A 26,421-nucleotide genomic window follows, 5' to 3' on the forward strand; every position below is an offset into this window, starting at 1 on the left:
GCATGACGACGCGCCGATGAGCAGCGACCACCACCAGGCTTCCCCGCCGGATGGCCGTCGCCGCGGCAAGTACTGGTGGGTGCGCTGGGCCATCCTCGTAGTCGCCGTCATCGTGCTGACCGTGGAACTGGTCCTGGTCTGGGATCAGCTGGCCAAGGCGTGGAAGAGCCTGCTGTCGGCGAACGGGTGGTGGGTGCTGGCGGCCGTCGGTGCGGCGATGGCCTCGATGCACAGTTTCGCCCAGATCCAGCGCACCCTGCTGCGTTCGGCCGGTGTGGAGGTCAGGCAGTGGCGGTCCGAGGCCGCGTTCTATGCGGGTAATGCGCTGTCCACGACACTGCCGGGCGGTCCGGTGCTGTCGGCCACCTTCGTCTATCGCCAGCAGCGGATCTGGGGCGCGTCACCGATGGTGGCCTCCTGGCAGCTGGTGATGTCCGGGGTGCTTCAGGTGGTCGGCCTGGCACTGCTCGGCCTGGGCGGGGCCTTCCTGCTCGGCGCCAGCAAGAACCCGCTGTCGCTGATCTTCACGTTGGGCGGGTTCGTCGCGCTGCTGGTGCTGGCGCAGACCGTGGCGGCCAATCCCCAACAGATCGACGGCATCGGCGTTCGGCTGTTGTCCCGGTTCAACGCGGTGCGGGGCAAACCCGTCGACACCGGATTGGCCGGCTGGCGCCGGATGCTCACACAGCTGGAGTCGGTCAGTCTCAGCCGCCGGGCACTGACGAATGCGTTCAGTTGGTCGATGTTCAACTGGATCGCCGATGTCGCCTGCCTGGCGTTCGCCGCCTACGCCGCGGGCGGACACCCATCGCTGGCCGGACTGACGGTGGCCTACGCCGCGGCCCGTGCGGTCGGCTCGATCCCGCTGATGCCCGGCGGCCTACTGGTGGTCGAGGCGGTCCTGGTACCCGGCCTGGTGTCCAGCGGAATGACGCTGGCCCAAGCCATTTCTGCGATGCTGATCTATCGCTTGGTCAGCTGGATCTTCATCTCCACGATCGGCTGGGTGATCTTCTTCCTCATGTTCCGCACCGAGGCGGACCTGGACCCGGACGCCGACCCGCACCGGGAACCCGAGCCGGACAACATTCGCGAAACCGCCACCGAAAGCCAGGATATGACCTTCACCCCTGATCCCGACAACACCCGCAATCCCGACTCATGACAGCGCTGATGCGGTGGGCCGCAGTTCTTTTCAGCACCGTCGCGGTGACGGCCGGCTGCACCGGCGAGACCACGCGTTCGGCCCCGCCCACCAGCTCCACCTCCCCTGCCCCCGCCGGTGAGCCGGTCGCCACCCCGCTGCTGGCCCGCCCCGTCGCCGCCCCCATCCCGGTGCCGGGCACCGACGGGCGGACCCATCTGGCCTACGAGTTGCTGCTCACCAACGTCCTCAGCCAGGACGTCACCGTCTCGACGGTGACGGTGCAGGGTGGCGGCGCATCGCTGCTGTCCCTTTCCGGTGACGCGCTGGCACATTGGACCCGGATACTGGGCGCCGCCGCGAAACCCACCACCACCATCGGCCCCGCGCAGACCGCGGCCGTGTGGATCGATGCCACGGTCGCCCCGGAAAATGTCCCGGCCCGACTCGACCACACGATCACCGTGGCGCTGAGCCGGCCCGCTCCCCCGTTGCTCCCCGCGATCATGACCGAGACGGTGGCCCCGGTGACGGTGCAGACCCGCACACCGGTGCAGATCGCGCCTCCGCTGCGTGGACCGAAATGGCTGGACGCCAACGGATGTTGCGAGATGACGCCGCACCGGATGGCCCTCAACCCGCTCGACGGTCAGCTGTGGGCCGCCGAGCGGTTCGCCATCGACTACGTCCAGCTCGACCCCGGCTACCGGCTGCTCAACGGCCCTGCCGGCAAGCTGACCAGTTACCCGTACTTCGGCACCGATATCCACGCCGTCGCCGACGGACCCGTGGTCGCCGTCCTCGACGGTCTGCCCGAACAAGTGCCGGGGCAGACACCGACCGGGCTGCCCCTGGATCAGTACGCCGGCAACCACGTCGTCCAGGATCTCGGCAACGGCAACTATGCGCTGTATGCCCATCTGAAAACCGGGAGTGTGAAAGTCCAACCGGGACAACGGCTCACAAGCGGACAGGTGCTCGGCAGCCTGGGCAACACCGGCAATTCGGATGCACCACACCTGCACTTCCACGTGATGGACTCTCCCGATCCGCTGCGTTCGGACGGCCTGCCGTTCGTGTTCACCTCGTTTCGGCTGGACGCCCAGACCGCGAGCATCGACGTCTTCGACACCCTGATCGCGGGCAAGCCGGCCCCGTTGCGGCCCGGCTCGCACGCCCGTGACGAATCCGAGGTCACCCCATTGGTTTCCGATGTGATGGACTACTCCGGTGAGTAAACGCAGCACCGTCCTGGCCGCCGTGACTGCCGATGTGGTGGCCGTCATCGTCTTCTGCGCGATAGGCCGGCGCAGCCACGCCGAGGGGGTGACGCTGGACGGGGTCGCCCAGACGGCGTGGCCGTTCCTCACCGGCACCCTCGTCGGCTGGCTGGCGGCGCGGGGCTGGCAGCGCCCCACCGCGATCACCCCGACGGGCCTGATCATCTGGGTGTGCACCGTGGCGATCGGCATGGTGTTGCGCAAGGCCACCGCCGCCGGTACCGCGTTCAGCTTTGTGGTGGTTGCATCCCTGACGACCGCCATCCTGCTACTCGGCTGGCGCGCCGCCGCCAAGGTGGCGTCCCGGTCCTGACCGGCACGGTGGCGTCCGGGTCCACCGGAGCCGAGATGGCGATGGTCAGCGTCGCGCGCAGGCCGCCCAACGGACTGTCGGCGAGATCGAGTTCGCCGCCGTGCAGATCGGCCTGCTGGGTGACCAGCGCCAGCCCCAGACCGGAACCGCCGGGCGCCGCCGTACTGCCGCGGGCGAACCGGCCCAGCACGATGTCCCGTTCGTCGGCCGGCACGCCTGCGCCGTCGTCGTCGACGATGATGTCGATGGTGTGAGACCGGCGGTGTCCGGTCAGCACGACATGCTCGGCGCCGCCGTGGGTCGCCGCGTTGCGCACCAGGTTGTCCACCGCCAGGCGCAGACCGCCGGGCCAGCCCCACACGGTGCCCAGGTCGTCATCCGCCTCCACGGTGATCTCGACCGTGCTGCCGGTGCGCCGGTTCTCCCGCGCCACCCGGTCGAGCAGGTCGGTGACATCGATCGGCTCCCGGTCCTCGACCTGTGCGAGTTGGCCGGAAGCCAGTTGTCCCAGCGCGGTGATGGTGGCCTCGACTCGCAGTTGCGCCCGCAGCAGGTCGGCGACGACCTCGTCGCGCTCCTCGTCGGGCAGGTTGTGGATTCGCAGCGTGTCCAGGTCGGCGCGCATCGCCGTCAGCGGGGTGCGCAGTTCGTGGGCGGCGTTGGCCGCGAAATCCTGGGCGGCCTGAAGGGAATTCGTGGTGGCCTGTTGAGCGGCGGCCAGCCGGCGCAGCATTCCGGCCATCGCGTCGGAGAGTTCCTCGGCCTCCCGCGCGCCGGTGACCGCCGGCATCTGTTCGCTGCCACCACCCAGTCGCGTGGTCTGCTCGGTGAGCTTGCGCAGCGGCCGTACCGCCGGGCCGGCCAGCAGCCAGCCCAGCCCGCCCGCGACGATCACGGTGAACACCCCGACCGCGGTGTAGAACGGGATCCTGGCCCGGTTCAGCAGGATGCTGTCGGCCCGGATCCCGATGGACACCAGCACATTTCCGGCCTGTTGGGTCATCTTGATGGTGCGCACCCGGTAGTCCACACCGTTGACCACGACGGTGTCGGTGCCGGGCGGCAACGACGGCAACTGGAAGCCGCGTTGGAAGACCACCTGGCCGGTGGACATCGATCGGCCGGTGGTGAGCACGCCGCGCTTGGGGTCGGCCAGCTGCTCGGGAAACATGCTCGCCTCGACGATCGAATCCAGCCGCCGGTCCAACTGCGCATCGTCATTGCTGGCCAGCACGACCGAGGTGAGGATGGTGAATCCGGCGACGACGGCGGCCGCGGCGACCGCCGAGGCCAGCGCCACCCGGGTGCGCAGCGATGCGGACCGACCGAAACGGGACAGCCGCACGCGCTACGCCTCCTCCCGCAGGACGTACCCGATCCCGCGGACCGTGTGGATGACGCGCGGATGGCCGTCGCGCTCGAGTTTGCGCCGAAGATAGGACACGAACACGTCGGCGACGTTGGTGTCCACGTCGAAGTCGTATCCCCACACCAGTTCCAGCAGCCGCTGCCGGGAGAGCACCACGCCCGCGTTCTCGGCGAGAACCGCGAGCAGATCGAATTCGCGCTTGGTCAGGTCCGCGCGATCCCCGTCGACGAAGACCAAACGCCGCGCGGTGTCGATGGTCAGCGGCCCCACCGACATGGTGTCCGACGGCCGGTCGGAATGACCGGCCCGGCGCAACAGCGCGTGCAGCCGCGCCACCAGCTCACCCAGATCGAACGGTTTGGTCAGGTAGTCGTCGGCGCCGGCCTCCAGGCCGGCGATCCGGTCGTTGACGGTATCGCGCGCCGAGAGCACACAGATCGGGATGTCGTTACCCAGTGCGCGCAACGCCGTGACCACGGCGACGCCGTCGAGTTCGGGCATCTGCACGTCCAGCACGAGCGCGTCATGCGCTTCGGTGGACAACAGGCGCAGCGCCTCCTTGCCGTTGGCCGCGACCCGGACGTCGAACCCCGAATGCCGTAGCCCGCGAGCTACCGACGTTCGTACGTCCGGGTCGTCGTCGACCATGAGCACCATTCGACCGGTGCTCTCCGAGGAGACTGAGTCGAGGGCGCCAGGCACGCTACCTACGGTATGGCAGGCGCCGGTCCGGCGCCGCAGCGGTTCTTGAGATCCACCAGCGGCTGACGGATACCGGTCAGCTCCGCCTTGGTCTGCGGGTTCTGGTCCAGGTACTCGGTCACCTTGGCGCGGACCTGGTCGCGGGGCAGGCCCTCGAGGCTGGTGAAGAACCAGTTCACATCCGGGTGGGTGAACAGGTACGCGGAGGTCCCCGCAGAGACTCCGGCGGCCACCTGAGCCAGGTCGCCGGCAGTGCAGTTGGGCGGATTGTTGGCGGGATCGTCAGCAAGCGCCGACGGGATGGCACCGAACAACATCGCACCGGCGAGTGCGCCGGTGCCTACCGCGCCAGCAACCGCACGCCGCGCAGCACGAGCCGAGAGCAACATGGTCAAGCTCCTTACCGAATTCTGCATGTTCACCTGCGTCGGTGACCGTGTTCGGTGACCGACACCAAGAAGCTAAGCAGAATCCCGAGGGAGTTTCGCGGCTTGCTGACAACGAATCGTCAGAAACCACGAATTCCCAGGTCGCACCGCCGACTCAGCGGGTGCGCACGGGTCGCCCGGGCTACCGGGCGGCGATGGTGGCGGGCCCGGGCAGCGGTCCGGAACCCGATCCACCCGCCGCCGACGGCGCCGTGGCGGCCGGCGTGGTGGCCACCGGGGTCCCTGCGGCACCGAGCGACTGTGCCGGAGCCAGGGTTGCCGGCAAACCTCCCGGGGTGACCGGGGAGGCGTTCTGGGCCGCCTGCATCAAACCCAGCAGCTGCGGCATCGTGATCGGCAGCCGGCACTGGGTGGACAGCGACACCAACGGCTGCTGCAACTGCTGCATATCCTTGCCGGCCTGCGGGTTGGCGTCGAAGTACGTTTTGGTCGCGGCGAGCGACTGGGGCCCGGCAGGCTGTTGTGCGATCGTCGTCAGCGCCTGGTTGGTCTCGGGGTGAGCGTCGAGATACGTCCCCGTCGAGTTCGCCACCGAGCCGATGGTCTTGGCGATCTGGCTGGCCGCGCACGGATCGGGTGCCGCGGTGGCGGCCGGGGTGAGCAAACCCACCGCCACCCCACCACCGAGCGCACTCACAGCGAACGCTCCGAACAGGGCACGACGTAGGGAGCGCGGGGCTCGGGACGTCATCGTCATGGGTCACTCCTTCACGGTGACGACTGCGATGCCGGTCGCGCAGCGGTGATGACCGGCGTTTTCCGCAGACTTTCGGGCCCCCGACCCGGAAACTCCTCCGCCATGATGCCATTGCACGCCGACCGCGGGAAATCGGCGCAGCAAACTTCCAGCTGAGGGTGGCACATACCGGCCCGGCCGGTGCGCCGTGACCCGCTCCACACCATGGGGACGCCGGGCAGCCCAGTCCCACGTCAGAGCCCGTGCGCAGCCGCACCCGCTGTTCACAGCGGGTCACGAGCGGGTTCAGAGCAGGTCAGGACACAGCCTGCTGCGGTAGGCTCCGGGCTACCAGCGGCGGGGAGAGAGGCGGAGGCTCGCCATCCAGCAGTTCATGTTGCGCTTGAGTAGCGGCCTGCGCAGATATCGCTGGGCGGTGTTTGTCGCATGGCTGCTGCTGCTCGTGCCCTCGGTCTATCTCGCGATGAGCCAGTCGGACAATCTCACCGGCGGCGGCTTCGAGGTGTCCGGATCGCAGTCGCTCTACGTCCAGCGCCAGCTCGAAGCGCAGTTCCCCGAACAGGGCGCGTCGCCGTTGGCACTGGTCGCGGTGCCGCGGGCGGACGCGTCGTTCGAGGATATGAACGCGGCCGTGGCCGATCTGCAGCGCATCGCCGCCGAGGTGCCCGGGGTGAAGGTCGTCCCGCCTGTCGCCGCTGCCGCCGCCGGCGGCCGGCAACAGCCACCACCGGCCCCGGACCGGCCCTACGTCGTCACCCTGCAGCTGGATTTCAACAACAGCGGCGCCGTCGACATCGCCAAGCAACTGCGCACCAAGGTCGGCATCGTCGGGGACCAGGCCGGGCAGACCCAGGATGGCAAGGTCCGGCTGTACGTCATCGGCCAAGGCGCCCTCGGCGCGGCGGCCCAGACCGCCACCAAACACGACATCGCCCAGGCCGAACAGTGGAACCTGCCCGTCGTGCTGATCGTGCTGCTGGCAGTGTTCGGGTCGCTGGCCGCCGCGGCGATGCCCATGTTGCTCGCGGTGTGCACCGTCGTGGTGACGATGGGCGTCGTCTTCTTGCTGTCGATGGTGTCGACCATGTCGGTGTTCGTCACCTCGACGGTGTCCATGTTCGGTATCGCGCTGGCGGTCGACTACTCCCTGTTCATCCTGATGCGGTTCCGGGAAGAGCTGCGCGCCGGCCGCGACCCGGCCCAGGCCACCGATGCCGCGATGGCCACCTCCGGCCTGGCCGTGGTGCTGTCCGGGCTCACCGTCATCGCCTCGGTCACCGGTATCTATCTGATCGGGACCCCGGTGTTGCGCTCGATGGCCACCGGCGCGATCCTCGCGGTCGCCATCGCGGTGCTCACCTCGACCACCCTGACCCCGGCGGTGCTGGCCACGTTCGGCCGGGCCGCGGCCAAACGGTCGGCGCTGCTGCACTGGTCGCGCCGGGCCGACACCACCCAGTCCCGGTTCTGGACCCGGTGGATCGGCGGGGTCATGCACCGGCCCTGGCTGTCGGCGCTGCTGGCGTCGATCCTGCTGCTCGCCATGGCCGCACCGGCCTTCGCGATGTCGCTCGGCAACAGCATGCTGCGCCAGTTCGACCCCAGCCACGAGATCCGCGGCGGCGTCAATGCGGCCGCCGAAGCGCTGGGACCGGGTGCACTCGGGCCGATCCGGATCCTGGTGACCTTCCCGACCGGCGATGCCGACGCGCCCCAGTCGGCGCCCGTGCTGGACGCCATCCACACCAGGATCACCCAGGCACCCGATGTCGCGACGGTGTCGCCGCCGGTGTTCGGCCAGGACAACCGCCACGCCCTGATGTCGGCGGTGCTCTCGGTGGACCCGGAGGACCTCGGGGCACGCAGGACGGTGGACTGGCTGCGCGCCGAACTGCCGAAGCTGCAGACCGACGGTGTGCGGGTCGATGTCGGCGGCCCCACCGCGTTGATCAAGGATTTCGACGATCAGGTCTCGGCCATGCAGCCGTGGGTCTTCGTGTTCGTCTGCGTGATCGCGTTCGTGATGCTGCTCATCTCGATCCGGTCGGTGTTCCTGGCCCTCAAGGGCGTGCTGATGACGGTGCTGTCGGTGGCCGCGGCTTACGGCAGCCTGGTGGTGGTCTTCGAATGGGGCTGGCTGGAGGACCTCGGTTTCGCACCGCTGGCATCGCTGGACAGCACCATCCCGCCGCTGGTGCTGGCGATGACGTTCGGCCTGTCGATGGACTACGAGATCTTCCTGCTGACCCGCATCCGGGAGCGGTTCCTGCACACCAACAACACCCGCGACGCGGTCGCCTATGGGGTGAGCACCAGTGCGCGCACCATCACCAGCGCGGCGCTGATCATGATCGCGGTGTTCATCGGTTTCGCGTTCGCCGGCATGCCGCTGGTCGCCCAGCTCGGTGTCGCGTGCGCGACGGCGATCGCGGTGGACGCCACGGTGGTGCGGTTGGTGCTGGTGCCCGCGTTGATGGCGATGTTCGATCAGTGGAACTGGTGGTTGCCGGCCTGGCTGGACCGCATCCTGCCGTCGGTGGACTTCGAGAAGCCGCTCCCCAAGATCGATATCGGCGACCTGGTCCTCATCCCGGATGACATCTCCGGCCTGGTCGCCCCCGGCGGAGATCTACGCGTGGTGATGAAATCCTCGGCCAGACTCAAAACCCTTGCGCCGCAGTCGATTATCGTCGCCGATCCGTTGGTGTTCAATGGCTGCCGGCCGCGGGTGGCCCAACTCGCGGGTGCGCGCCGGTTCGCCGGCGTCGGTGCCGGCCGTGCCGGCGGCGGCGGCGCCACCGGCGTGACGCAGACCGTCACCAAGCCGGTGCACCCGGTCACGATGTGGCGGGGCCGGCTCGCGGTGGCCCTGGACGCCCTGGAGATCGCCTCGGGTGCCGAGCGCTCGCCCGCGGAGCGGCTCGCCCGCAACGACTTCGCGCCGATGGAGACCACCAACGTCCAGCTGCCCACCGGGGACCGGCTGTTGATACCGACCGGCGCCGAGACGCTGCGTCTCAAGGGCTACCTGATCATGGCCCGCAACAGCGCCAAGGACTACGCGGATTTCGCCGGTATGGCCACATCGATGGACACCGAGACAGCGGCTTCGGTGCTGGCCGGGATGGACCGGTACTACTGTGGACAGCACCCGCGGTCGCAGTGGGTGGCCACTCAGCTGATCAGGCGGCTGGCCGATCCGCGCCCAGAGGACGACCCGGCCGACGCGTTCGCATCGGCCGATACCGATTGGCCCACGGTCCGGCGGATTTGCCTGTCCGTCGCCGTGGCGATGCTCGAGGAGACGAGGTGACGGTGGCCGCGAAGCCCGCACAGGCCTCGGTGCCCACCGGGGACCGTCCGGTGGAATTCTGGCCGACCTCGGCGATCCGCGCGGCCCTGGACAACGACGATCTGTCGGTGTGGCAGCGCATCGCCACCGCGATCAAACGCGATCCGTTCGGCCGGACCGCGCGCCAGGTCGAAGAGGTGCTCGAAACCGCACAGCCCTACGGTGTTTCGGCGGCGCTGGCGGAGGTCCTGGACAAGGCGCGGGCCCATCTGGAGGCCACCGAGCGCGCCGAGGTCACCCACCATGTCCGGCTGCTGCTGGAACGCTCCGGGCTCAAGCCGCACGAGTTCGCGTCCCGCATCGGCGTGCCCGCCGACGAGTTCACCCGATTTCTCGACGGCACCACCAGCCCGGCGGCGTCGATGATGGTCCGGATGCGCCGGCTCTCGGATCGGTTCGCCAAGCTCCGGGCGCAACGCGACGCGCAGTAGCGACCGCCCGCGTCGTCAGTGCGCGTTGATCGGCGTCACGTCGGCGACCAGCCACTTGCCGCCCTGCTTGGTCAGCACCACCCGCAGGGCCAGCACCGCGATATCGGTGGGTTTACCCGGTGCGTTCTGGGTGCCTCGCATCACCACCGCCACGCTCGCATCGGACGGGCCGATCGCCTCCACCCCCGCCGAGATGGTCTGTGCCTGGCCCGAGACGTTGCGACTGGTCAGGTCTTTCACGACCGCCGAGAATTCGCCCCGATAGGACTCCGCGCGGTCGGGTGTCATCAAGGCGGTGGCCCGGTCGATCGACGCGTTGGGACTGCTCGGGGTGAACGTGGCCGAGGCCTCGGCCACGCTGCTCGCGATCCCCACCACCTCGGCGCTGTCGTTGTGCAGATTGCGGTCGGGCACCGTCCACCGCGTGTACCCGACGCATACCGCGGCCGCCAAGGTCACGGCCGCCACCGCTGCCACCGCCAGCCGCAGCGCCGGGCCGTCGTCATCGGTGCCGAGGGTGACCCCGTCGCGCCGGAACAACACGGCGTTGACCACCACGCCCTCGACGATCAACAGGCACAGCACCGAACACACCGACACCCACCACAGGGGCCAGGCCAGTGCGGCGCCGACGTAGAGCAGCGCGACGATCGCCGCGAGCGGGGCGAGGACATCGAACAACAGCACGCGCAACCGGTTGCTCATCGAATGGTCTCCAGCCGCGAGATCAGCAGCCGGCCGTCCACATCGGAGACCCCCAGCCGCAGGTTCCACCGCACCGTCTGGGGTTTGCCACCGGCATTCTGGCTCACCGAGGTCGCCACCACCAGCACGTCGTCGGTGCGCGACGCCACCGCGGAGAGCTCCGGCTGGTCGGCGGCCGGTTTGTCACCCTCGCCCGGCTGGTGGTGCAGCGTCTCGATGGACACCGACTCGACCTGGCCGACGGTCTGCGCCTTCAGCTTGGCCACGATCTCCTTGAACGGCTCGACGGTCTGGTCGAATTCGACGTTGAGTTGGCCGACGGTGCCGTCGCGCAGCTTCTGCAGGTTGCCCGCCACGGTGTCGGGATTCATGGTGACCAGCCCGCCGGTCCAGTCCGCCGCGGTCTGCAGCACCCGGGTGCGATAGGCCAGTTCCTCGGCGTCGCGGTGGTGCCCGGACCAGATCATCGCGGCCAGCACGGCGGCCGCCACCGCGATCACGCCGAACACGGCGGAGGCGACGCCGTAGCGGCTGATGGTCGGCGTCGGCTCCGGCGGCTCTTCAGTGAGCTGGTCAGGCATGGCCGTGAGGCTACCTGCCCCGTTGCTGGAGTCATCTTCTGGCAGGATGCGAGAGTGACATCAGATACTTCCCGGGTCGCTCCGCCACAGCCCTGCGCCGAAGCCATTCCATCCGGTATCGACCTCAGCTTCGTCGACCGCGAGGTCCGCCCGCAGGACGACCTGTTCGGTCATGTCAACGGCCGCTGGCTGGCCGACTACGAGATTCCGGCCGACCGGGCCACCGACGGTGCCTTCCGCACCCTGGCCGACCGCGCCGAGGAGCAGGTGCGTGACCTCATCACCGAGGCCGCCCAGTCCGGCGGGGCCGGGGACGCGCAACGGATAGGCGATCTGTACGCCAGCTTCATGGACACCGAGACCGTCGACCGGCGCGGGCTGGCACCGTTGCGTGACGAACTCGCCCTGATCGACGCCGCCGCCGATGCCGACGCGCTGGCCGCGGTGCTGGCCGGCCTACAGCGCACCGGCGTGAGCGGTGGCACCGGCGTGTACGTCGACACCGACTCCAAGGACTCTTCGCGCTACCTGCTGCACCTGTCCCAGTCCGGGCTGGGCCTGCCCGACGAGTCCTACTATCGCGATCCGCAGCATGCCGCGATCCTGGACGCCTACCCCGCCCATATCGCCCGCATGCTCGAGCTGGTGGATCAGCAAGATCACGCCGACACCGCGGCGCGCATCGTGGCGCTGGAGACCAAACTGGCCGCCGCACACTGGGATGTGGTGAAGCGCCGTGACGCCGACCTCACCTACAACCTGCGTACCTTCGCCGAACTGCCCAGCGAGGCACCGGGATTCGACTGGACGGGCTGGGTCGGCGCCCTGGGGGCCGACCCTGCTCAGGTGGTGGTGCGCCAGCCCGACTTCCTGACCGCGTTCGCCGCGCTGTGGTCGAGCGAGCCGCTGGCCGACTGGAAGGCCTGGCTGAGCTGGCGACTCATCAGTTCGCGTGCCTCGCTGCTGCCCGACGCGCTGGTCGAGGAGAACTTCGACTTCTACGGCCGCACCCTGTCGGGCACCCAGGCCATCCGGGACCGGTGGAAGCGCGGGGTGGCCCTGGTCGAGAACCTGATGGGCGATGCGGTCGGAAAGCTCTACGTGGAGCGCCATTTCCCGCCCGCCGCGAAGGCGCGGATGGACGAGCTGGTCGCCAACCTGCGGGAGGCCTACCGGGTCAGCATCACCAACCTGGACTGGATGACGCCGGAGACCCGGGAGCGCGCCCTGGCCAAGCTGGACAAGTTCACCCCGAAGATCGGCTACCCGGCCCGGTGGCGCGACTATTCGGCGCTGGTGATCGACCGCGGCGACCTGTACGGCAACTATCAGCGCGGCTACGCCGTGGAGTACGACCGGGAACTGGCCAAGCTGGGCGGTCCGGTGGATCGCGACGAGTGGTTCATGACGCCGCAGACCGTCAACGCCTACTACAACCCCGGGATGAACGAGATCGTCTTCCCGGCTGCCATTCTGCAGCCGCCGTTCTTCGATGCCGAGGCCGACGATGCCGCCAACTACGGCGGCATCGGCGCGGTGATCGGGCACGAGATCGGGCACGGCTTCGACGACCAAGGTGCCAAGTACGACGGTGACGGCAACCTGGTGGACTGGTGGACCGATAGCGATCGCGCCGAATTCGGCGCGCGGACAAAGGCTTTGATCGAGCAGTACGAGGAGTTCACGCCACGCGCGCTGGCCCCGGACCATCATGTGAACGGCGCGTTCACCGTCGGGGAGAACATCGGCGACCTGGGCGGTCTGTCCATCGCCCTGCTGGCCTACGAACTGTCTCTCGGCGGCAAAGAAGCTCCGGTGATCGACGGCCTGACCGGCGTGCAGCGGGTGCTGTTCGGCTGGGCACAGGTCTGGCGCACGAAATCCCGTGACGCCGAGGCGATCCGCCGGCTGGCCACCGATCCACATTCGCCGCCGGAGTTCCGCTGCAACGGCGTCATCCGCAATATCGACGCGTTCTACGATGCGTTCGAGGTGACCGACTCCGACGAGCTGTATCTGGAGCCGGCCGCCCGCGTGCGCATCTGGAACTAGGTTGCGCGGTTAGAACATCTGCCAATCGGACGCACCGTCGGGTGCGTTGTAGGTGCCCTTCGAGTTCTTCACCACGACGGCGTCACCGCTGCCGAAGTTGTCGTAGAACCACTGGGCGTTCGCCGGGCTGAGGTTGATGCAGCCGTGGCTGACATTGCGCTTGCCCTGATCACCGACCGACCACGGGGCGCTGTGCACGAAGATGCCGCTGTTGTCGATGCGCACCGCGTCCTGCACCTTGAGCTTGTAGCCCTCCGCGGAGTTCACCGGCACACCGTAGGTGGAGGAGTCCATGACGATGTCCGGGAACTTCTCCAGCACGTAATAGGTGCCGTTCTTGGTCTCGTGCTTGCCGTCGGGACGGCCCATCGACACCGGGAACGTCTTCTCCACCTTGCCGTTACGGGTGACGGTCATGGTGTGGGTGGCGTCATCCACGGTCGCGATGAGCTGTTCGGGCACCCGGAAGCTCGACTTGGTGCCCCCGGCATCGATGTTGACGACGGTGCCTGCCGGCCAGAAGGCCAGCGGCCGCCAGCGCAACTGGGTGTCGGTGGTCCAGTAGAACCGGCCCGGCACCGGCGGGACCGATGAGATGTGGACCGCGTCCTGGGCCATCTGCCGGTCGGCGATCGGCCGCGCGAAGTTGATGTAGATCGGCTTGGCGGCACCGGCGATCGCCCCGTTGGTGGGGTTGAACGTCGGCGGCGCGAACACCGGCTGGCCGGTGTACGGAGTCGGGTTCTGCCCGGCGGGGGTGCCCGCGGGAATCACCCCGGGGGGCGCCATCGGGTCGACCGGGGCGGCCAGCGGATCAGCCGGCGGCGGGGCCAGCGGATCGACGGGCGGCGGCGCGGGCGGGTCGACCGGGGCCGGCGGGACCGGATTGGCCGGGAACGCGAACGGGTCCGGCGGTGCCGGCGCCGGCGGGGCGTCGACGACGCCGGGGTCGGGTGCGACTTCGGGATCCGCCCAGGCAGACGGGCTGCTCATACAGAATCCTGCGACCACCCCGGTCACCAGGATCGCGCCGGCGAGCTTGCGTCTCGTCTGCTGCGACATGCGTTACCTCCAGTACATTTCTGCAAACCAGTGTGGCATAGCGCCAAGACCCCATTAACCCTGGCGAGGCCGGGCAGACCCCTCATCTCCACCCGGCCGACGCCACTGACCTGGGGTTTAATCGCCATCCCGGCGTAGGCCGTTACAAAGTGTGATGTTTGCGCAGGTCGGTGGCTACGACCGGACCAGCCGTGCGATGGCCGCCGACGCCTCGGCCAACTTGGCATCCGCCTCGGTACCGCCCTCGGCCACCGCCTGGGTCACGCAGTGACCCAGATGCTCATCCAGCAAGCCCAGTGCCACCGATTGCAGTGCGCTGTTGACGGCACTGATCTGGGTGAGGATGTCGATGCAGTACTTGTCGTCCTCGATCATCTTGGCGATGCCGCGGACCTGCCCCTCGATCCGGCGCAACCGCTTGGCGTAGTTGTCCTTCTGCGACGAGTAGCCGTGGTCACCGGAGTTCACGTCCGTCATTTCCTCACCCCACCATCTGCTGCATCTGCTGTACCTGCGCCTGGCGTGTGGCCAGAATCGATTTCGCCAGTGTCTGGGCGTCGACGTTGTGCCCGCCGGCGATCTCGCTCTGGGCCAGATCGATCACGGCGCGGTGCAGGCCGAGCATCGACTGCAACCACAGTGTGTCGAACTCCTGGCCGTGCAGCGACTCGAGCCGCCCGACCGTGGCGGGGTCGAGCGCGCCCTGTGCCGCGGTGCCCGGCGCCGCGGACGGACTCGCGCCGTCGTTCCACTGCACCAACAGCACCTTGACGGTGTCGCTCTCGCTCTGTTGTCCGGTCGCCACGGTGTTGGCCAGTGCCACCAGGTCGGAGTTCGACGAACGGGTCGGCGCGAGCCGCGCCAACTGGATGGCCTGCTGCTGCAACTGCATCAGATCTGTGCCGAAGGTGGTGTCCTCGGCATTGCTGCCCGCGGGCGCCTCGGTGATCACCGGTGCCGCGCTGGTCTGGACGGGTGCCGGGACGGGCGTTTCACCGGAGCAGGCTCCGACCGACACGGCCACCGCCACCAGGGCCATCGAGAACAGAGCGCGCACCGCACCCACTGTACCGGGTACCCCGGCGGGGTATCTGAATACGGTTTGGGCCGGTGGGGGCCCCGAATGCATACTTACGGGATGCCCTCAGATGCTCCTTCGACCTCTGACTCTCTTCGCGCAAGCGGCTCAGCGCCGGACATCAAGCCCCGTAGCCGCGACGTCACCGACGGCCTGGAGAAGACCGCCGCCCGCGGCATGCTCCGCGCGGTGGGCATGGGCGATGACGACTGGGCGAAACCGCAGATCGGCGTGGGTTCGTCGTGGAACGAGATCACGCCGTGCAACATGTCGCTGCAGCGGCTGGCGCAGGCGGTCAAGGGTGGGGTGCACACCGGCGGCGGCTATCCGCTGGAGTTCGGCACCATCTCGGTATCCGACGGCATCTCGATGGGCCACGAGGGGATGCACTTCTCACTGGTGTCCCGTGAGGTGATCGCCGACAGCGTCGAGACCGTCGTGCAGGCCGAGCGCCTCGACGGGACCGTGCTGCTGGCCGGCTGCGACAAGTCGATTCCCGGCATGTTGATGGCCGCCGCCCGGCTCGATCTCGCCTCGGTGTTCTTGTACAACGGCTCGATCATGCCGGGCGTCGCCAAGCTGACCGACGGCACGGAGAAGGAAGTCACCATCATCGACGCCTTCGAGGCGGTCGGGGCGTGCGCGCGGGGGTTGATGTCGCGTGCGGATGTGGACATCATCGAACGGGCGATCTGCCCGGGCGAGGGTGCCTGTGGCGGCATGTACACCGCCAACACCATGGCCTCTGCCGCCGAGGCGCTCGGTATGTCCTTGCCCGGCAGCGCTTCTCCGGTGGCCATCGACAAGCGCCGCGACGAGTACGCGCGCCGGTCCGGTGAGGCCGTCGTGGAGCTGCTGCGCCGCGGGATCACCGCCCGCGACATCCTGACCAAAGAGGCCTTCGAGAACGCCATCGCCGTCGTGATGGCGTTCGGCGGTTCCACAAACGCCGTGCTGCATCTGCTGGCCATCGCGTGGGAGGCGCAGGTCGAGCTGACGCTCGCGGACTTCACCCGCGTCGGACAGAAGGTTCCGCACCTGGCCGACGTCAAGCCCTTCGGCCGCCACGTGATGAAGGATGTCGACGAGATCGGCGGTGTCCCCGTCGTGATGAAGGCACTGCTGGATGCCGGGCTGCTGCACGGTGACTGCCTCACGATCACCGGCCAGACCATGGCCGAGAACCTCGCCCACATCGCGCCGCCGGACCCCGACGGCAAGGTGCTGCGCGCGATGAACAATCCGATCCACCCCACCGGCGGGATCACGATCCTGCACGGCTCATTGGCGCCCGAGGGCGCGGTGGTGAAGTCCGCGGGCTTCGACTCCGACGTGTTCGAAGGCACCGCAAGGGTTTTCGAACGGGAGCGCGCAGCACTCGACGCTCTTGAAGACGGCACCATCACCCACGGCGACGTTGTCGTCATCCGCTACGAGGGCCCCAAGGGCGGTCCGGGTATGCGCGAGATGCTCGCCATCACCGGCGCCATCAAGGGTGCGGGCCTGGGCAAGGATGTGCTGCTGATGACCGACGGCCGGTTCTCCGGCGGTACGACGGGCCTGTGTGTCGGGCATATCGCGCCCGAGGCCGTCGACGGTGGACCCATCGCGTTCATCAAGGACGGCGACAAGATCCGCCTCGACGTCGCGAACGGGAAGCTGGACCTGCTGGTCGACGAGGCCGAATTCGAGTCGCGCAAGGTCGGTTTCGAGCCGCTGCCCCCGGTGTACAAGACCGGCGTGCTGGCCAAGTACACCAAGCTGGTCGGCTCCGCTGCCGTCGGCGCGGTGTGTAGCTGAGCCGGCTAGCGAACCGCCATCCGGCGGATCCTGCGGACAGCGAGTTCGAGCACCGGTAGATAACCGGGCGCCCACCTGGGCGCACTCATCCAGACTCGGCACCCGGCGCCGCGCGGTTCCACACCGTGCCGGGTGGCGGGCACTCCCGCGACATCCCAGGCCCACATCCGCCCGGGATCGAAACTGGAGATGAGGAAGGGTAACGGGATACCCACCGGGGTCCAGAGCCGTCCGCTGGCTCCCAGCTGAATTGCGGTGCCGTCGAGTTCGGCCCTCGCGACCGTCAGGCCCCAGTGCGGCCAGGCATCGAGATCGGTCAGTATTCGCCACACCGTGTCTGCGGGTGCATCGACGTCCCGGCTCCGTGTCCACATGCCGCGGTATATACCCGCCGCCCGGGTAGGCCGAACCCGCGCTCAGTTCACCGTCGGTGGTGGCGGCGGTGGTTCGAAGGGCTGGTACCACCACCATTGGGCGCGTTCCCCGGTCGGCCCGGGGTAGGGCGGGACCGACGGTGCCAGCGTGGTGGGTGGGCGGGCCAAGGCTCCGCCGTCGAGTCTTCGGCCCTCGGTATCGGTGACGACCAGCCGGTCTGCCGGTCCGGTGAGGGTGAGGCCACCGCGGTGATGCATGCGGTGGTGGAACGGGCAGAGCAAGACCAGGTTGTCGAGGTTGGTGGGGCCGCCGTCTTCCCAATGCTGGAGGTGGTGGGCGTGCAGTCCGCGGGTGGCGGCGCAGCCGGGGACCACGCAGTGGTGGTCGCGGTGCTCCAACGCCCGGCGCAGGCGGCGACTGATGGTGCGGGTGGTCCGGCCGGAGCCGATCGGTTGGCCGTGGCGTTCGAACCACACCTCGCAGGTGGCATCACAGAGCAGGTAGCGGCGTTCGCCCTCGGAGAGCACCGGACCCAGGTGTAATGCAGCTGCAGGCTTGTCGATGTCGAGGTGCACGACCACGGTGGTGTGCTGCCCGTGCGGGCGGCGGGCCACGTCGGTGTCCCAGCCGGCCTCAACAAGGCTCATGAACGCATCGATCCGCGTCGGGAACGCTTCCTCGGTGTCGGCGGGGTGTTCGGCGATCAGCGCGTCATGGTGGGACTGCACGGCCGCATCGAACTTCGCGGCGTCCAGCCGCGGGAGCCGGATCCGGTAAGTCGTATAGGTGTCGTCGGGGCTGCTGGTCTTGGTGAACTCGCGGCGCGGCTCGGACGGTGTCTCAGGATCAGGGTGCGGTTCCATGGGGCTGCTGGTCTTGGTGAACTCGCGGCGCGGCTCGGACGGTGTCTCAGGATCAGGGTGCGGTTCCATCTTGATTGCGGTACGCAACTGGCTGACGGTGGCCACCGCAGCGAGTTCGGCGTAATGCTCATCGGAGCCCTCGGCGGCGCGTTCGGCGATCACCCCGACCTGATCCAGCGACAACCGGCCTTCGCGCAGGGCTTCGGTGCAACGCGGAAGCTCTTCCAGCCGCCGTGCCACCGCGACGACGGTCTCGGCGTTACGGGGTGCGACCCCGGTTTTCCAGGCCACCAGAGCAGACAGGGAGCGCACGCCGGTCAGGCCACACAACTCCTCGCGCTCCAGTTCGGCCACGATCTGCACCAGGCGCCCGTCGATCGCATTGCGCTGCCCACACAACTCGGCGATCTCGTCGAACAACACCTCCAACCGCTCCCCAGCGGCCAAAGATGTTGCGGTACCGGACATAACCCCAATTCTCGCAGAGGGGTCCGACAAGTGATGGTCAGCTGGACGCACAGTCGATTGGCAACTCGCGCGGCCTCATGAGGTGAGCCCACCAAGCACGGTCGGACGCCGATCTGCCCGGCCAACGACGCAAGACCATTCGCTCGCTCCGTGGAGCGGGTGGCCGGCAACTCTGATCACCCTGGGTTGAGCGTCATTTCGGGTACGGCGAGAGCCGACCTATTCGCCGCGGAACCGTCCGTACAACTCCGGCAGAAAGCCGGCCAGATGGTTCATCTCCTGCGCGCAATGCACCAGCAGGTCACGCGGATCGGGGAGCTGCCGGGCCGCGATCGGACGTAAGGCCCAGTCAGCCAACGCCATCCCGCCGCGCAGCGCCACATGCCTGCCACCCATCCAGAACCGTGAGCGCATCTCCGCTCCCTCGGCGGTCGGCCGGACCTGATGTACCAGCCAGCCGATGTCCACCGGAATGTCAGCCGAACCCAGCCGCGCGGTGATCGCCAAACCGGCGTGCCCCAAAACCGACGGATCGACGAACTGTATTGCGCCTCTGGTGAATCCCGATCCGATGTACTCGTGCACGATCGACGTGCGCCCGAGATAGGTCGGGTCATCGCGACCGTCGCGCCAGCGCGCCGAGACATGCGCCCGCGGATGCCACAGCTTGTATCGCCGGGCGTCGCAGCCATGCCAGCCGAACCACCACTGCCACATCGGCGGCGTCACACCGGGCATATCGGTGCGCACGGCCACCGTGAAGCCGCCGTCACCGACGGTGCCATAACCGTTCTCGGTCTGCTGATAGCCCTGCTCTGCGAGCCGATCCCCGAAATCGGGTAACACCGGACCGGCCTGCGGGCCGTGCTCGAGGGCGTGCACCACATGACGGGGTAGCGGCGCCATCTCCGGACGGAAGAAGGACCCGAACTCCGTCTCAGCGTCGTCGCCCCGGTAACCGAGATAGCCCATCTCAGACCCGGCCCATCCAACTGTGGAAACGACCCTGCGGATCATATTGGGCGCGAACGGCATCGAGGCGCGCCATGCTCGCATCGGTGGCGAACCGCGCCGGTCGCTGACCCAGATTCTCGTCCGCCAACTGCACCCCGGTGGCCAGGTGGGCCATCTCCGCCATGTTCGTACGCGCCCAGTCGCCGTATCGAGTGTCGTCGGCCGGGTCGGACCAGGCGGTGTAGAGCGCCAGATAGATCTCGTCCTCCAGGCTGTAGGCCATGTCCTGGCGGGCGGGTGAGGGTCCCCAGTTCAGCCAGAGGAAATGCGAGGGATGCGGCGGCATGGTCTCGATGATCCGGCGGATGCCGGGCAGCAGTTCGGTCGCCGGGGCGGACGTCCACATGTTGTCCGTGGCGTAGCGGTGCCCGGACGGGTAGTTGCTCATCACCGCCTCGAACCAGCTGGGCAGATCCGCCGGGGCGAACGGGACGGCGACCAGCGCATCGTCGCGCACCGGGCAGGAATCGAGCAGTGCCAGAGCGGCTTTGGCGTCCTCCTCGGTATCGGCGAACACCGGTGAGGCGAGCACGATACCCGGGGCGCGCAGTCCGACGCCGGGGATCTCGGACGAGGTGACGATCTGCAGTTCCACCCGCCGGTCCACGTCGGCACTGATCGCCCGCGCCCAGCCGAACACCTCGTCGGCAGTCTCGATCGGGTACACGTAAAGGCTGCTACCGCACACCGGGGGCTTCGGATAGAGCCGCAGGTGGAAGGCCGTCACCACCCCGAAGAAGCCGGGACCCGACCCCCTTGCCGCCCAATAGAGTTCGGGATGATGCCGGGCATCGCAGTACACCTGCTCCCCGTCGGCGGTCACCACCTCCAAGCCCAGCACGCTCTCGCAGGCCGGCCCCACCACCCGGCTGTTCCAGCCGTAACCGCCTTGCAGCAGATACCCGCCGACCGCCACCCCGCGGCAGTGCCCGGCCGGGAAGAACAGGCCCCGCTCGGCGAGCTCGACGGCCAGCACACTGCCACCTTTGCCCGGTCCGACGACGGCCGTCATGGCCGGCTCGTCGACCACGCACGAGTCGAGCCGGCTGACGTCGAGTAGCAGACCGCCGTCACGGACATGGTTGGCCGCCCAACTATGCCCACCCGACCGAATACCCACCTTCACGTCGCGCGCGGCCGCGTAGCGCACCGCCGCGACCACATCGGCGACATCGGATGCCTGCACGATGACGTCCGGAAAGCGCTGCGGCAGGCGTGCATTCCACACCGTCGCCCGACGGGCGGGCTCATACCCGTCGTCGCCGCGGAAGAAGTGCCGTCCGTCGGGGAGGGCGCTCATGATCACTCCTCAGATTCACAATGCGGTTCGTTGTAGTCCACAATTCGGGTCACTATAGTGAGCGGATGCCCGCAGCGGAACAGAATCGCGAAGACGGAATTCAGGTCCTACGACGGGCCGCCGCAGCGCTCGACGAGATCGCGACCGAACCCGGCCGGTTACGTCAGGTGGACCTGGAGAACCGGCTGGGCCTGGCGAAATCCACGGTCCGACGGATCCTGCTGGCCCTCACCGATATCGGTTATGCCGCCGTGGACGAGGCAGGCAGGTTCAGCCTGGGCGACCGCCTCGTCGGCCTCGCCGGATCCGACAGCGCCCACCTCGTCGCCGCTTTCCGTCCCACCCTGCAGCGCATCGCCGACGCCACGGGCGAGACCGTCGACCTCTCGGTGCTGCGCGGACGCGAGATGTGGTTCATCGACCAGATCGAATCGGGTCACCGCCTTCGTGCGGTATCTGCCGTCGGCGTGCGCTTTCCGATCGACGGAACCGCCAACGGCAAGGCCGCCAAAGCGGTGCTGGAGGGTGCTGCCGCCGAGGTGCAGTTCGATCTGGACGAGCACACCCCGGGCATCTCCGCGGCGGGGATAGCCGGCTGGACGCCCGGCGGGCAGGTCGTGGCGATCTCGGTGCCGGCACCCAGCGACCGGTTCCGGGCCAACCGGTCCGTGATCGTCAAGGCGCTGCGGGCCGCGCGCGCATCGTTTCAGCACTGACGCGGCGTGTCTCCTTTAGCGCTGACGCTTCGCGTCTCCGGCAACGTTCGCGCCGCAGCTCGCCCGCCCTGCGCCCACCGATTACGGACCCCATATCTCCTGTAATGTGAGGTCGAGCAGTGGCCCACAACACATATCGAGATGCACGGAAAGAGTCTTCAGTGAACGACGTTCTCGCGCGGTCCGGCATCTTCCAGGGGGTTGCTCCCGATGCTGCCGCCGCCCTGATCGCGCAGTTACAGCAAGTCTCATTCCCCCGCGGGCACGCCGTGTTCGTCGAGGGCGAGCCCGGCGATCGGTTGTACATCATCACCGAGGGCAAGGTGAAGATCGGACGCCGTACGGCAGACGGCCGGGAAAGCCTGATCACGGTGATGGGTCCGGCAGACATGTTCGGTGAGCTCGCGCTGTTCGACCCGGGGCCGCGCACCTCCACGGTGACCACCCTGACCGAGGTGAAAGCCGTCACGATGGACAGGGAAGCCCTGCACGCCTGGGTTATGGGTCGCCCCGAGATCGCCGAGCAACTGCTGCGCGTCCTGGCCCGCCGGCTCCGCCGCACCAACAGCGCGCTCTCCGACCTGATCTTCACCGATGTGCCCGGCCGCGTGGCCAAGCAGCTGCTCGATATCGCCAAGCGGTTCGGCCGGCCGGAGGGCAACGTCCTGCATGTCACCCACGAGCTGACCCAGGAGGAGTTGGCTCAGCTCGTCGGCGCATCGCGCGAAACGGTCAACAAGGCCCTCTCGGACTTCGCGCAGCGCGGCTGGATCAAGTTGCAGGGCAAGACGATCCTGATCTACGACTCGGCCCGGTTGGCTCAGCGCGCGAAGTAGCGGGCTAGGTCACGACGGCTACGGCGAAACCGTCCCAGCCCTTGGTGCCGACGGTTTGGATGGCCGCGGCGTCCAACCGGGGATGGCGGCCCATCAAGGCCAACATGTCGCGTACGGCGCGCGCCTGGACATCCGAGGGTTCCGGTTCCAGGACGCGGCCCATCCGGGTGACATTGTCGACGACGATGACCGCGCCCGGCGCGGCGAGCCGGACGGCCCACTCGACGTAGGCGCTGTTGTTCTCCTTGTCAGCATCGATGAAGAACAGGTCGAACGGGCCCTGCAACGTCGGCAGGGTGTCCAGCGCCGCACCGACGATCACCTCGACCCGGTCCGCAACCCCGGCGCGCTCGAAGTTCTTTCGCGCGACCTCGGCGTGCCGCGGATCGAACTCCAGCGTGACGACCCGCCCGTCCGGGCCCACACCGCGGGCCAGACAGATCGTGGAATACCCGGCCAGCGTGCCGATTTCGAGCACACGCCGAGCCCCGGCGATCCGCGCCAGCAACTGCAGTAGGTGACCGTGCTGTGCGGACACCTCGATGGCCGGCATGGACTCCACGGCCGCGGACTCACGCGCCGCGCGCAACGCCTCGTCCTCGGTCTGCAACAACTCACCGAACAAGGCGTCGACCGCCACCGGATCTGCCATCACTGCACCCCTTCTTTCGCATAGAGCACTCGCAGTACATGCTGCACCTCGGGTCCCATCACCACACCGGCCAGCTCACCCATCGTCGTGACGAATTCCCGGCCGTGTGGCGCGCCCTCCGGGCACAGATGGTGGGCGAGCTCGTGCAGCACCACGAGTTCCCGCAGCGCCCAGGTGGTGTGCTGATCCGGAACCGCCATGGTCGCGGTGTCGGCCTCATAGTGCGCGGCCGTCAGTCCCCGTCTGGCCCGGACCGCGACCGGACCGGCACCGGGCCACCTCTCCCGGACGGCGGGCAGCGCCAGCACGTCGTCGACGTACCGGCGCACCGAATCAAGCGAGCCGAACCGGCCCTCCGGAGGCAGCGTCAGCGCGGTGCCGAAGAAGTCCACCGAACCGTTGCCGCGCTGGGCGGCACGGTCGAACATCGTGCGGATAAATCCTTCGGCGGCATACACTTTCGCGCGCTGGACATCCCGCGCGGTCACGGCGACGTCATGGCGACAAGGGGGTACGGGCGCCGGGCAACTCCTGGCTGAGCCCCAGCCGGGCCCGCTTCCCGGCACGGTCACCGGCGCGCCGGGCCGCCGACGAGTAGCCCGACGAGGCGCTGCTGGCCCGCCAGGTGCCGCGTGCCGAGGAGCTCTGCCGGTAGAACGATTTCAGTTCGAGATCCTTGTTACGCAGGGCCAGCGCCGTCCCCGGCCGGTCCTGCCGATCGGCTTCACGTTCGGCCTCGGCCTTGGCCTCGGCCAGCCGCTGCCCCACCCGCGCGCCGAAGGCCAGCTGGAAGTTCAGCCGGGCGGTGATGGTCGGTGTCGGCCGGTGCTCGCCCGAGCCGATATAGGCCTCGGATGCCTTGACCATCTGGGTCACCAGGCTGGCGTAGAGCGCATGGGTGGCGTCGATATCCTCGGCGAACCCGTAGGCGTGCACATAGGTCGAGTTGGTGGCGACATCGCATTTCAGATCGTTGGCCAGCCCGATCACCACGAACAGCTGCACGTACGTGCGCAGCCCGCGGGTGCCGGCCGATCCGATGGTGATGGTGCGCTGCTCGGGTAACTGCGCCTTGGTGCGCTGCGCCGAGTGGGCCCGGGCCAGCGCCAGGTCGATCGAGGTCGCCGTGGCCAGGCGCTGCGCGGCGGTCATGAACGCCTCGGCCTCATGCGGATTGTCGGTGCCCTCGGCCTGGCGCAGCAGGGCCGCGATCCGGGCCAGCATCTTGTCGCTCATGTTCGCCAGGTTAACGCTCCAGTCCGACAGCCTATTTCGTGATGAAGGTGTTCAGCGCGTCGGTCAATTGGGGGGATAATGGCGCCTTCTTGGCGTAGTTGGCCACATTGTCGGTCGGGTCGTCGCGCAACACGTGGTTGACCCCCTTGAGCGCCACCACCGTCAGGGCGGTGTGCTTGAGCGCGCCGATCAGCCCCTGCTCCGCCGGGCAACTGGCCTGGTTGTCGGCGTCCGAGCAGGTCAGCAGCACGGGCGTGGTCGCGGGGATCTTCGCGGCCAGAGCCACCGGATCGATCGCGTCGGCCTCCACCACGGCCTTCACGTTCTTGGTGTTGAGAATCGCCGACAGGCCCTCGGGCAGGGTGTCCGGCGCGGTGCCCTGCGTCCGGGCTTGGGCCACCGCGGCATTCCAGGCCGCCACCACGACGTCGGCCTGTGCCCTGGTCTTTGCCCCCGAGCTGACCGCGGCGTCGACGTCGGCGTGTACCCGGCCGGTGATGATGTCCAGATAGCGGGCCGACAGCGGCTGGAACAGACCCAGCGCGTGGATCCTGGGCGCGTCCGGTGCGGTGTCGGTGGCCAGGTTCATCGCGTGAATGGTGCCCTCGCCCAACGCATATACCGACAGATGCGCCGCGTCGACGCCGGGCCGGCCGGCCAGGAACCTGATCGCCGCGCGGGCCCCGGCGGTGTAGACGGCGCTGCCGACCTCGGCCGGGTGGTCCTTGAACTTGCCCAGACCGGTTTTGCCGGTGCCGACCTTGTCGTAGCGCAGGGTGGCGATGCCATGGTCGGACAGATACTCGGCGAGCTGGCGCATGTTGCCCACCGGGCCGGCCACCGCGTTGTCGCCGTTGCGGTCGGTCTGGCCGCTCTCGGAGATCAGCAGCGCCGCGGGTCCCGGGGTGTTCTGATGGCGGAACGTGCCGTGGATCGTCAGGCCGTCGGCGTCGAAGCTGATGTCCTCGTCGACCCAGCCCGTGGGCGGCTGCGGGGTCTTGGCCTCCGACGAGCAGCCGGCGACCACCAACGCCAGCGTGGCCAGCAACAGCAGGGCTCGTCTCACAGCCTGGTCTCGATCCAGGTGGTCACGTCATCGAGCACGAGTGCGCGCTCGGGTTCGTTGAACACCTCGTGGTAGAGCTCGGGATACACCTTGAGGTTGACGTCCTCCGATGCCACGCACTCCACCAGCCGCTCGCTGCCCGTGACCGGGATCAACTTGTCCTGACCGCCGTGCACCACGAGCAGGGGCGCGGTCAGCGCGGAGGCCCGCTGCGGCATGCTCTCGCCCACGCCGATCAGGGCCTTGGCGATACCGGCGGGCAGGTTGCCGTGATGGACCAGCGGGTCGGCCTCGTAGGCCGCCACCACCTGCGGGTCGCGCGAGACGGCGTCGGCGGGCAGGTTCTCCACCGGCAGCCCGGGCAGCAGACTTCCGACCACCTTGGCCACCACCGTCATCACCGGGGACACCGCTTCCTGGGCGTAGACCGCCGGCCCGGACAGCACCATCGCCGCGTAATCGTCAGGGTGTTCGACGCCGTAGGAGAAGACCACGCCGCCGCCCATGCTGTGGCCGAGCACCACCCGTTTCAGGTCGGGGTGCGCCGCGGTCGCCAAGCCGACGAGATGGTGGAAATCGTCGGTGTACTCGGAGATGTCCTTGAGGTAGACCCGCTTGCCGCCGGACCGGCCGTGCCCGCGCAGATCGAGGGCATAGGTGATCAGTCCCGCCTCGCCGAATCGCTGTGCGACGTGGTCGTAGCGGCGGGCGTGCTCGGCGTAGCCGTGGCAGAGCACGACGACCCCGTTCGCCTCGGTGGACGGCGTCCAGACGTCGTAGACGATGCGGGTGCCTGCGACACCGTCGAAGCTGCGTTCACTGCGGGTAGTCGCCACCCGACGAGCGTAACGGGGATGGCCCACCGCCGGAGGCGCCGAGG

At 68.5% G+C, this 26,421-nt stretch carries 26 protein-coding genes, 1 tRNA gene and 1 pseudogene; 9 read left to right on the top strand and 19 right to left on the bottom strand.

Translation table 11 applies throughout. From position 1 onward, the window contains the following. Nucleotides 1–16: 16 nt before the first annotated feature. Genes H7J86_RS13110 through H7J86_RS13120 form a run of 3 tightly spaced genes read left to right on the top strand, consistent with a single transcriptional unit; the run spans nt 17 to nt 2,737 of the window. Nucleotides 17–1,165, top strand: coding sequence for a lysylphosphatidylglycerol synthase transmembrane domain-containing protein (locus tag H7J86_RS13110; protein ID WP_267292923.1), 1,149 nt, complete (start codon nt 17–19; stop codon nt 1,163–1,165). After that, complete coding sequence (locus H7J86_RS13115; RefSeq protein ID WP_267291462.1) at nt 1,162–2,382, top strand: peptidoglycan DD-metalloendopeptidase family protein; 1,221 nt, start codon at nt 1,162–1,164, stop codon at nt 2,380–2,382. The genes H7J86_RS13110 and H7J86_RS13115 overlap by 4 nt, the downstream gene beginning before the upstream one ends. After that, a complete protein-coding gene (locus H7J86_RS13120) occupies nt 2,375–2,737 on the top strand; it encodes a DUF3054 domain-containing protein (RefSeq protein WP_267291464.1) in 363 nt (120 codons plus the stop codon). The genes H7J86_RS13115 and H7J86_RS13120 overlap by 8 nt, the downstream gene beginning before the upstream one ends. On the opposite strand, the gene H7J86_RS13125 is transcribed toward H7J86_RS13120, so the two are convergent. From H7J86_RS13125 to H7J86_RS13140, 4 genes are all read right to left on the bottom strand, one after another. Continuing rightward, entirely contained in the window at nt 2,652–4,082 is a 1,431-nt protein-coding gene (locus H7J86_RS13125; protein WP_090363019.1) for a sensor histidine kinase, read from the bottom strand. The genes H7J86_RS13120 and H7J86_RS13125 overlap by 86 nt on opposite strands. Before the next feature lie 3 nt (nt 4,083–4,085). Next, a complete protein-coding gene (locus H7J86_RS13130; RefSeq protein WP_372517266.1) occupies nt 4,086–4,754 on the bottom strand; it encodes a response regulator transcription factor in 669 nt (222 codons plus the stop codon). 59 nt (nt 4,755–4,813) lie between these two features. Continuing rightward, nucleotides 4,814–5,197, bottom strand: a complete 384-nt coding sequence (locus H7J86_RS13135) for a heme-binding protein (protein ID WP_090363023.1) — start codon at nt 5,195–5,197, stop codon at nt 4,814–4,816. 181 nt (nt 5,198–5,378) lie between these two features. Continuing rightward, on the bottom strand, nt 5,379–5,954 hold the full coding sequence (locus H7J86_RS13140) for a hemophore (RefSeq protein WP_372517267.1): 576 nt from the start codon (nt 5,952–5,954) through the stop codon (nt 5,379–5,381). Between the two features lie 373 nt (nt 5,955–6,327). Between H7J86_RS13140 and H7J86_RS13145 the strand changes: the two genes are divergently transcribed. After that, nucleotides 6,328–9,267, top strand: coding sequence for an MMPL family transporter (locus H7J86_RS13145; protein WP_267291466.1), 2,940 nt, complete (start codon nt 6,328–6,330; stop codon nt 9,265–9,267). Beyond that, nucleotides 9,264–9,737, top strand: a complete 474-nt coding sequence (locus H7J86_RS13150) for an XRE family transcriptional regulator (RefSeq protein ID WP_235633046.1) — start codon at nt 9,264–9,266, stop codon at nt 9,735–9,737. The genes H7J86_RS13145 and H7J86_RS13150 overlap by 4 nt, the downstream gene beginning before the upstream one ends. Before the next feature lie 15 nt (nt 9,738–9,752). Here the strand turns inward: H7J86_RS13150 and H7J86_RS13155 are convergent, their stop codons facing one another. Both H7J86_RS13155 and H7J86_RS13160 read right to left on the bottom strand, forming a co-directional pair. Continuing rightward, the gene (locus tag H7J86_RS13155) at nt 9,753–10,442 is read right to left on the bottom strand and encodes a hypothetical protein (RefSeq protein ID WP_090363026.1); all 690 of its coding nucleotides are present in this window, start codon (nt 10,440–10,442) and stop codon (nt 9,753–9,755) included. After that, nucleotides 10,439–11,023, bottom strand: a complete 585-nt coding sequence (locus tag H7J86_RS13160) for a hypothetical protein (protein ID WP_267291468.1) — start codon at nt 11,021–11,023, stop codon at nt 10,439–10,441. The genes H7J86_RS13155 and H7J86_RS13160 overlap by 4 nt, the downstream gene beginning before the upstream one ends. Nucleotides 11,024–11,077: 54 nt before the next feature. On the opposite strand from H7J86_RS13160, the gene H7J86_RS13165 reads away from it, so the two are divergent. Next, nucleotides 11,078–13,075, top strand: a complete 1,998-nt coding sequence (locus H7J86_RS13165; RefSeq protein WP_267291470.1) for a M13 family metallopeptidase — start codon at nt 11,078–11,080, stop codon at nt 13,073–13,075. A gap of 9 nt (nt 13,076–13,084) precedes the next feature. On the opposite strand, the gene H7J86_RS13170 is transcribed toward H7J86_RS13165, so the two are convergent. The 3 genes from H7J86_RS13170 to H7J86_RS13180 all read right to left on the bottom strand — a co-directional run bounded on the left by H7J86_RS13170 (nt 13,085) and on the right by H7J86_RS13180 (nt 15,194). Continuing rightward, complete coding sequence (locus tag H7J86_RS13170) at nt 13,085–14,137, bottom strand: L,D-transpeptidase (RefSeq protein ID WP_267291472.1); 1,053 nt, start codon at nt 14,135–14,137, stop codon at nt 13,085–13,087. A 174-nt stretch (nt 14,138–14,311) separates the two neighbouring features. Further along, on the bottom strand, nt 14,312–14,614 hold the full coding sequence (gene ricR / locus H7J86_RS13175; protein ID WP_090363033.1) for a copper-sensing transcriptional repressor RicR: 303 nt from the start codon (nt 14,612–14,614) through the stop codon (nt 14,312–14,314). 4 nt (nt 14,615–14,618) lie between these two features. Next, a complete protein-coding gene (locus H7J86_RS13180; protein WP_267291474.1) occupies nt 14,619–15,194 on the bottom strand; it encodes a DUF305 domain-containing protein in 576 nt (191 codons plus the stop codon). 288 nt (nt 15,195–15,482) lie between these two features. On the opposite strand from H7J86_RS13180, the pseudogene H7J86_RS33690 reads away from it, so the two are divergent. Beyond that, nucleotides 15,483–16,340 (top strand): annotated as a pseudogene (locus tag H7J86_RS33690) (dihydroxy-acid dehydratase domain-containing protein); the annotation flags it as partial. A gap of 544 nt (nt 16,341–16,884) precedes the next feature. Here the strand turns inward: H7J86_RS33690 and H7J86_RS13190 are convergent. The 5 genes from H7J86_RS13190 to H7J86_RS13210 all read right to left on the bottom strand — a co-directional run bounded on the left by H7J86_RS13190 (nt 16,885) and on the right by H7J86_RS13210 (nt 21,035). Then, a tRNA-Thr gene (locus H7J86_RS13190) sits at nt 16,885–16,983 on the bottom strand. 37 nt (nt 16,984–17,020) lie between these two features. After that, nucleotides 17,021–17,389 carry an SRPBCC family protein gene (locus H7J86_RS13195; protein WP_267291476.1) on the bottom strand — a complete coding sequence of 123 codons (369 nt, stop codon included), beginning with the start codon at nt 17,387–17,389 and terminating at the stop codon, nt 17,021–17,023. Nucleotides 17,390–17,431: 42 nt separating this feature from the next. Continuing rightward, nucleotides 17,432–18,721, bottom strand: a complete 1,290-nt coding sequence (locus tag H7J86_RS13200) for an HNH endonuclease signature motif containing protein (RefSeq protein ID WP_267291478.1) — start codon at nt 18,719–18,721, stop codon at nt 17,432–17,434. Between the two features lie 219 nt (nt 18,722–18,940). Further along, nucleotides 18,941–19,693 carry a DAPG hydrolase family protein gene (locus tag H7J86_RS13205; RefSeq protein WP_267291480.1) on the bottom strand — a complete coding sequence of 251 codons (753 nt, stop codon included), beginning with the start codon at nt 19,691–19,693 and terminating at the stop codon, nt 18,941–18,943. A 1-nt stretch (nt 19,694) separates the two neighbouring features. Then, complete coding sequence (locus tag H7J86_RS13210; RefSeq protein WP_267291482.1) at nt 19,695–21,035, bottom strand: FAD-binding oxidoreductase; 1,341 nt, start codon at nt 21,033–21,035, stop codon at nt 19,695–19,697. Between the two features lie 65 nt (nt 21,036–21,100). Here H7J86_RS13210 and H7J86_RS13215 point away from each other — a divergent pair, with 65 nt between their 5' ends. Next, nucleotides 21,101–21,751 (top strand): IclR family transcriptional regulator, encoded by a 651-nt coding sequence (locus H7J86_RS13215; RefSeq protein WP_090359029.1) that lies wholly within the window; start codon nt 21,101–21,103, stop codon nt 21,749–21,751. A gap of 161 nt (nt 21,752–21,912) precedes the next feature. After that, entirely contained in the window at nt 21,913–22,587 is a 675-nt protein-coding gene (locus H7J86_RS13220) for a Crp/Fnr family transcriptional regulator (protein ID WP_090359031.1), read from the top strand. 4 nt (nt 22,588–22,591) lie between these two features. On the opposite strand, the gene H7J86_RS13225 is transcribed toward H7J86_RS13220, so the two are convergent. From H7J86_RS13225 to H7J86_RS13245, 5 genes are read right to left on the bottom strand one after another with little or no spacing between them, the layout of a single operon-like run. Beyond that, nucleotides 22,592–23,239 (bottom strand): O-methyltransferase, encoded by a 648-nt coding sequence (locus tag H7J86_RS13225; protein WP_090359033.1) that lies wholly within the window; start codon nt 23,237–23,239, stop codon nt 22,592–22,594. Next, nucleotides 23,239–23,727: a TIGR04338 family metallohydrolase gene (locus tag H7J86_RS13230; RefSeq protein ID WP_090359035.1), complete on the bottom strand. Its 489-nt coding sequence runs from the start codon at nt 23,725–23,727 to the stop codon at nt 23,239–23,241. Before H7J86_RS13230 ends, H7J86_RS13225 begins: the two co-directional genes overlap by 1 nt. A gap of 7 nt (nt 23,728–23,734) precedes the next feature. Further along, a complete protein-coding gene (locus tag H7J86_RS13235) occupies nt 23,735–24,475 on the bottom strand; it encodes a DUF2786 domain-containing protein (protein WP_267291484.1) in 741 nt (246 codons plus the stop codon). A gap of 31 nt (nt 24,476–24,506) precedes the next feature. Next, nucleotides 24,507–25,541, bottom strand: coding sequence for an alpha/beta hydrolase family protein (locus H7J86_RS13240; RefSeq protein WP_267291486.1), 1,035 nt, complete (start codon nt 25,539–25,541; stop codon nt 24,507–24,509). Beyond that, nucleotides 25,538–26,377, bottom strand: coding sequence for an alpha/beta hydrolase (locus tag H7J86_RS13245; protein WP_090359041.1), 840 nt, complete (start codon nt 26,375–26,377; stop codon nt 25,538–25,540). Before H7J86_RS13245 ends, H7J86_RS13240 begins: the two co-directional genes overlap by 4 nt. Nucleotides 26,378–26,421: the final 44 nt, after the last annotated feature.

It is taken from the genome of Mycobacterium hackensackense, assembly GCF_025822555.1.
Lineage (GTDB): Bacteria > Actinomycetota > Actinomycetes > Mycobacteriales > Mycobacteriaceae > Mycobacterium > Mycobacterium fluoranthenivorans.